The following is a 6,798-nucleotide window of genomic DNA, read 5'->3' on the forward strand; positions in this document are numbered from 1 at the left end:
TCCCGATGGATCGGGCAGCGGGGTAATGGTATCGTCCGACATGTGGCATATCCCTTTCTCGGCTGAGAATTGACGGCACTTCGACACCGCCTTGATATGCCGCCCCTCAGGGCATCACCAACTTTCGCGCGTTACTCGTAATCTCCGACATGACCGCTCTCTCTTGTGAATCGTTGCGGACCTACGTCGTCACTTCGATGCCATCGGGGGGCGGCCACATCATCGACGCCGCTCGCAGGTCAGGGATTCAGCTCCGGCCCCCGATACTCCTCGCGCTCTGACATCTCGCCCTCCGAAAGGCTGGTGACGACCGCTTCGTCGGCGACGTCGATGCGAGCTTCGTCGAGGTCGAGGCGCACCAGACGCGTCCCGATATCAAGCCCGAGGAACCCGCCGATCTCGACGAGGAAGCCGTCGACCGCTCCGGTATTCCGCAGGATGATGACGTTCCTGACATCTCCGATTTGCACGCCCGATTCGGCATAGACCGGCCAGCCAACGATGTTCTGCAACAGAAACGCCTCCTCGGATCCCTCTTGGCTCGCCGCAAAGCGGGATGCTTCCTGATCGGGCATGCCCCCTGCCTCGCCGGACGCAGCGCCATCCGGTCCGTCATCGGACGACATAGAGGGTTGCCCCTCCGCTTCCGATCCTAAAGCGGCTCCGTTCATCATGCGCGACGGCGCGACGGTGCGCGGTTCGACCCGCGGCGTCTCCTCGACTGTGACGTTCATCTCCTCAATCACGATACCGGCCTCCACGCCGTTCTCGTCCATGGGCACGTAGGTCGTCACGGTCTCGGCCGCACCACGGGCGCTCCGGAGCGCGTCCGCATCAGGTGTGACGAGCGTGACGTCGGCGCCGTCAACTTCTCCGCCAGCATCCGGACCAGTCACGGATCCGGCGGACCCATCAGTAGACCCGGTCTCCTCACGCGAGCTGGGCGCCTCCTCGAGCGCCTCCGGCTCCGGACCTCCGACGAGTTCGTCGAGATAGCTCCCGTCCTCGGGAACAGGGACACCATCCGGCGTGACGAGGTCGGGATTCCTCGCGCCCTCCGCCTCGTCCGCAGGCCGGGACAAGGCTGCGAGGGTCGCATCCTGCGGCAGCAGGATCCCATCAAGCGGATGCGCGATGCTGTTTCCGATCCGGATCTCGCCGCCCCGGATCGCCACGACGTCGGAGACTTCGGACGCATCGTCCACCGTCACGAGCAGGCGGTTGCCTGTGAACTCGACGGTCAGCGTCTCACCGCTCGTGACGTCGACGGTCCGTGGCAAGGCATCGGCGGGGTAGACCACGCCTTCGGCGATATGGGTGAGAAGGACACGCCGTGCCAGCGCCGGGTCGTCCTCGAACGCCGCCTGGAGCTCGGGCGTGACGGCTGCCTCGTAGGCCGCGTCGGTTGGGGCGAAGACGGTGACCGGCCCTGCGAGCCGATCCTCGAGCCCGGCACTGCGCAAGCCGGCAAGGAAGTGTTCGAACCGTCCGGTCTCGGTCATCTCCGCGAGGAGATTCTGCGCGGAGGCGCTCCCTGCCAGCAGGAGCATCGTCATCGTCATCGTCGTGCCAAGAATTCGCCTCATGGGGTTTTTCCTCTTCTGGGTTCGGCCTGGTTCCGATCACGGACCGGCGGGGGTGCCGGGCCCGACGGGCGATGGCGGCGGAATGGGCGGGGGCGGGGGCGAAAGGTTGATCGTGGTGCCGCCGGGTTCCGGAGCCGGCGCGAATCCGTCGGATGTGCCCAGCGGCGTCTGTCCGTTGAACGGGATTTGATCGCTGCCCGGAAGGTCGTCCGGAACGCCGATCGTTCGTTCGCCAGCGAGCGGAACCTCCGCAGGACCGGCGGCGGTTCCGCCGCCGGCAATGTCCGGCGCAACGACGAGGCCGCCCCCCTGCGGCGCCTGCGTGGCCGTGCCGGTCGGTCCGAGCGGTGCGGGACGCGGCATGTCGCGCGCGGTCCCGCCCTCGCCTTCCTGCGACCGGCTCGGGGGAGCTGCGAGCGGTTGGGGCGACGGCACGACCAGCGGGGCGCCGTCGTTGATCTGTTGCAGGTTCGACGTCACGACGCGGTCTCCCGGCTCCAGCCCGGAGACGATGACCACCCGATCGCCGAAGCGGCGGCCGACCTCGACGGGCGTCGCGACCGCGTTGTCCTCGGGCCCGACGCGGTAGACGATCCGCCGGTCCAGATTGGCTGTGAGGGCGGCCTCCGGGATCAGGATTCCCTCCGCAGTCCCCAGAAGAAGGCGCAGATCGACGAAACGGCCGGGCAGGATCATGCCCTCCGTGTTGGGAAACAGGGTGAGGGCGGTCATCGTGCCGGTGGTCGTGTCGATCGCGTTGTCGATCGCCTCGAGCACGCCGTATTCGGCATAGGCCGCGTCCTCCTCCAGTAGCATCACCGTCCGGAGCGGCGTGTCGCCGGCGCCGGCCAAGCGGATGCGCGGCAACTCGTCGTCGCGGATCTCGAAGCGCACCTCGATGGGATCGAGCTGGACGATGGTCGTCAGCGCCGCGCCGCCGGGGCTCGCCAGCTCGCCCTCGTTGAGAAGGCTGAGCCCGATGCGGCCATCGAAGGGCGCCCGGACCTCGGTGTATTGCCGGTTGAGCTCGGTCGTGGCGATGCGGGCATCGAGGGCGGCCACCCGCCCCTGCAACTCCTCGCGCCGGGCGAGGGCCTGGTCATAGCGCTCGCCCGTGGCCACGCCTCGGTCCGAGAGGACCGAGAACCGTGAGACCTGCGCCTCGGCGAAGGCGAGGCTCGCCTCGAGCGCCTCGCGCTCGGCCTCGGCCTGCGCCACTGCCGCCTCGAAGGTGCGCGCGTCGAGCCGGTAGAGAAGGTCCCCCTCCGCGACGGTGCCGCCCTCCTCGAAGGCGATCTCCTCGATATAGCCGCTCACACGCGGCCGGATATCGGCCTGCCGCGACGCGTAGGTAAGCCCGTTATATTCGTAGTAGACCGGGATCTCCTCGTAGCGTGCTACATCGACGGAGACCGGGATCTCGCTTGGCCCGTCCTCCCCTTCCTCCTCGGCGACAAAGGGCCAGATGCCGAACCACCACAACGCGACGAGCAGGACGGCCACGGCAAGGACGGCCGCACCGACCCAGATCCAGAGCTTGCGGTGGCTTCCCCCCTCGCGGCCCTGCTCCTGCCCGTCGTCGCCATCCCGCTCCGCGCGGACCTCTCTCTCGGCCGCCAGACGCCTGTCGCCCAGTTCGGCCGGGACGACATCCTCCCGCGCTTCCGTATCCCGACCCACGGCGGGGCGGTCGGCGTTGCCATCGGATGCGGCGACATGATCTTCTCGCTCGGCGTCTCGGTCCATGAGCCTGCTATCTGCGTTCGGTCCGCGAAACGACCACATCCGTGATGGCGCTCCGCTCACGACGATCTAGCTATTGCGGCGGCAGGCACTTCCCACCCCAAACCGGCAGGGCGCATGATCAATTTCTTCGTTGACCGCCCTGTCCTCAGCGGCGTGCTCGCCCTGGTGATCACCATCGTCGGCGCGGTCTCGGCTTATCTGATGCCGATCGCCCGCTTCCCGAGCGTCGCGCCGCCGGTTGTGCAGGTGACGGCGACCTTCACTGGCGGCAATGCCCGCGCCGTGGAGGAAAGCGTCACAACGCCGCTCGAACAGGCGATCAACGGAATCGACGGGCTGATCTATATCTCCTCGACCAGTTCCAATTCCGGCCAATCCTCGATCAGCGCGACCTTCGAGGTGGGCTACGACATCGACACAGCCGCCGTCGACGTGCTGAACCGCGTCAACAGGGCGCGGCCGAGCCTGCCCGAGGCGGTGCGCGACGTAGGCGTGACGATCCGCAAGGCCTCGCCGCAGCTCATGGCCGTGGTCGCGCTCTACTCACCCTCGGGCGAGTACGACGAGCTGTTCCTGTCGAACTACGCCGAAATCAACCTCGTCAATCCGATGAACCGGGTGAACGGGATCGGCGAGGTCCGCAACTTCACCGACAAGACCTTCGCCATCCGGATCTGGCTCGACCCGGACGCGATGGCCTATCATGGCCTGTCGCCTCAGGACGTGATCGAGGCGGTAGAGCTTCGCAACGCGCCGCGCGCGGCTGGCGCGATCGGCAGCGCACCGGCGCCTGAAACGCAGGCCTTCGAATTCAGCGTCCAGGCGCCGGAGCGCGGCTCCACGGCCGAGGACTTCGAGGCGATCCTCGTGGGCACGTCGCAGGCCACTGGCGCCGCGATCCGCTTGGGCCGGCTTGGCCGGGTCGAGTTGGGCTCGGAGAGCTACGGCACGGAATCGTGGTTCTCCGGACAGCCGAGCGCGCAGATCGGCATCTTCCAGGCGCCCGGCGCCAATGCGCTTGAGGTCGAGGCTGCGCTCAGGGCGGAACTCGACCGGCTTGCCGAGCGCTTCCCGACCGGGATCGAGTACGAGTTCGCCTTCACCACGGGCACCTTCGTGCAGAAGAGCATCCAGAACGTCTTCATCACGCTCTGTGTGACGATCCTGCTCGTCGTGGCCACCGTCTATCTGTTCCTGCAGCAGTTCCGCGCGACGCTCCTGCCCTGCATCGTCATCCCAGTGGCGCTGATCGGCTCCTTCTCCGTCCTCTATCTGCTCGGCTTCTCGATCAACACGCTCAGCCTTCTTGGTATGATCCTGGCCGTCGGGCTCGTCGTGGACGACGCGATCGTGGTCGTGGAGAACGTCACCCGGACGCTCGAGGACAAGGATCTCGAGCCCGGCGCGGCGGTCAAGCAAGCGATGACCGAGGTGACGGGCCCGATCCTCGCCACCACGCTGGTGCTGCTCGGCCTTTTCATCCCCGTCGCATTCATTCCCGGCCTGACGGGAAGCCTCTACAACCAGTTCGCGCTGACCATCGCGGTGACGGTGTCGATCTCCTCGCTGACGGCGCTGACGCTCACCCCGGCCTTGTCCCGGGTCATGTTGCGAGCGCGCGAAGCTCCTCCAGCCAAGCCGTTCCAGGTCTTCAACCGCTGGTTTGATCGAAACGCCGACCGCTACCGGCACGGCATCGAAAGGCTGGAAAAGATCTGGTGGCTTGTCCTCGCTGGATTCGGCCTGCTGCTCGCTGTGGTGCTGATACTGTTCCTGCAACGCCCCGTGGGCTTCGTGCCCGAGGAGGATCAGGGCTATCTCATTGTCGACGTGCAGTTGCCGCCGGGCGCGGCCCTCGGACGGACGGCGGATGTGGTGCGTGAGCTCGAAGCGCAGTTCCTGGCCGAGCCGGAGATCGAGGAGAGCGTCACGATCGCCGGCAACAGTCTGATCGGCGGCTCGTCCAGCTACACGGGCTTCCTGATCCTGCGGCTTGCCGAATGGGGTGCCCGGGACGCCACCGCCCGGAACATCACCGACCGTCTCCAGGGGCGTCTGCGCGCCTATCCGCATGCCCGCGTCCAGATCATCAACCCGCCGAGCCTGCCCGGCGTGGGCGCGGGGGGCGGCCTGTCGTTCCAGATCCAGGCGATCGAGAACCAGTCGATAGAAGCCATCGCGCAGGTCGGGGGCGCGGTGATCGGCGCGCTGAACCAGTCGCCCGAGCTCGCCTCCGCCTTCACGAGCTTCAACGCCGACGTGCCGCAGCTCGAGCTCGACATCGACACCGAGAAGGCTGAGCAGCTCGGCATCTCGTCGAGCGCTCTTTACGGCGCCCTACAGACCTATCTCGGATCCGCCTTTATCAACGAGTTCACCCGCTTCGGCCGGATCTACCGGGTCTACGTGCAGGGCGAGGCGCAGGCCCGCGATGACCCCGAGGATATCACCCGGATCAGCATTCCAAATGCCATCGGCCGGATGGTGCCTCTGGCGGAGTTCGTCGACGTCCGTTTCGCCACCGGCGCGGAATCGATCGCGCATTTCAACCTCTACAGGTCGGTCGAGGTGATCGCCCAGGCGGCGCCCGGCGTGAGCGCGGGCCAGGCGCAGGACGCGATCACCTCGACGCTCGAGGAGGCGCTGCCCGCGGGCTACGATTACGGCTGGGTGGGTGCGGTCTATCAGCAGAACGAGGCTGGCGACCTGACCCCGCTCATCTTCGGGCTGGCAATCCTGTTCGCCTACCTGACACTGGCCGGGCAATACGAGAGCCTGATCCTGCCCGGCGCGATCCTGCTTGCCGCGCCGTTCGCGTTGCTGGGCGCCTTGGGCCTGCTCGCAATGCTCGGCTTGCCGCTCGACGTCTTCGCGCAGATCGGCCTGCTGATGCTTGTGGGGCTGGCGGCCAAGAACGCGATCCTTATTGTCGCCTTCGCCGAGGATGCGCGCCACGAGGGCGCGAGCCCCGCCGAGGCCGCGGCCCGAGCCGGGGCACTGCGCCTGCGCCCAGTCCTGATGACCGCGCTCAGCTTCATTTTGGGCGCCCTCCCCCTCGCTTTCGCCAGCGGTGCCGGTGCCAACGCCCAAGCCTCGGTCGGCATCACGGTGATCGGCGGCATGGTCGCGGCGACGATCCTGACTCTCCTGGTGACGCCGGTCCTCTACATGCTGGCCGCTCGCCTTCGGGGCGATCCCGCGGACAAGGGGCAGAGCGGCTGAAACGGCGGACGAGTTGACGTAACGCGTTCACCTGTATCCAAGGCACGCACGACAGGCGACCCGTCCGCACTGGAGCGGGGCTTTGGATAGTGAGTAACGCGCGAAAGTTGGTGATGCCCTGAGGGGCGGCATATCAAGGCGGTGTCGAAGCGCCGTCAATTCTCAGCGAGAGTGTCCGATCTTCTGTGTATGAGGTTGCCGGTCCATTCTGACCCCAAGGGGGAGATGGACGATGACGAAGAAG

The 6,798-nt window shown here is 67.0% G+C and carries 3 protein-coding genes; 1 reads left to right on the plus strand and 2 read right to left on the minus strand.

The features are described from left to right. Positions 1–239 precede the first annotated feature (239 nt). Together Q1B08_RS20445 and Q1B08_RS20450 are read right to left on the minus strand one after the other, a co-directional pair. Positions 240–1,586: a fasciclin domain-containing protein gene (locus Q1B08_RS20445; RefSeq protein WP_299822969.1), complete on the minus strand. Its 1,347-nt coding sequence runs from the start codon at positions 1,584–1,586 to the stop codon at positions 240–242. Positions 1,587–1,622: 36 nt separating this feature from the next. Then, positions 1,623–3,332, minus strand: coding sequence for an efflux RND transporter periplasmic adaptor subunit (locus Q1B08_RS20450; RefSeq protein WP_299822972.1), 1,710 nt, complete (start codon positions 3,330–3,332; stop codon positions 1,623–1,625). A gap of 114 nt (positions 3,333–3,446) precedes the next feature. On the opposite strand from Q1B08_RS20450, the gene Q1B08_RS20455 reads away from it, so the two are divergent. Beyond that, positions 3,447–6,554 (plus strand): efflux RND transporter permease subunit, encoded by a 3,108-nt coding sequence (locus Q1B08_RS20455; protein ID WP_299822974.1) that lies wholly within the window; start codon positions 3,447–3,449, stop codon positions 6,552–6,554. Positions 6,555–6,798: the final 244 nt, after the last annotated feature.

Source organism: uncultured Jannaschia sp., from assembly GCF_947494025.1.
Lineage (GTDB): Bacteria > Pseudomonadota > Alphaproteobacteria > Rhodobacterales > Rhodobacteraceae > Jannaschia.

What these genes read in the sequence shown, in the direction of transcription:
- Q1B08_RS20445 (WP_299822969.1), bottom strand. Translation starts at nt 1,586, where the DNA reads ATGAGGCGAATTCTTGGCACGACGATGACGATGACGATGCTCCTGCTG.
- Q1B08_RS20450 (WP_299822972.1), bottom strand. Translation starts at nt 3,332, where the DNA reads ATGGACCGAGACGCCGAGCGAGAAGATCATGTCGCCGCATCCGATGGC.
- Q1B08_RS20455 (WP_299822974.1), top strand. Translation starts at nt 3,447, where the DNA reads ATGATCAATTTCTTCGTTGACCGCCCTGTCCTCAGCGGCGTGCTCGCC.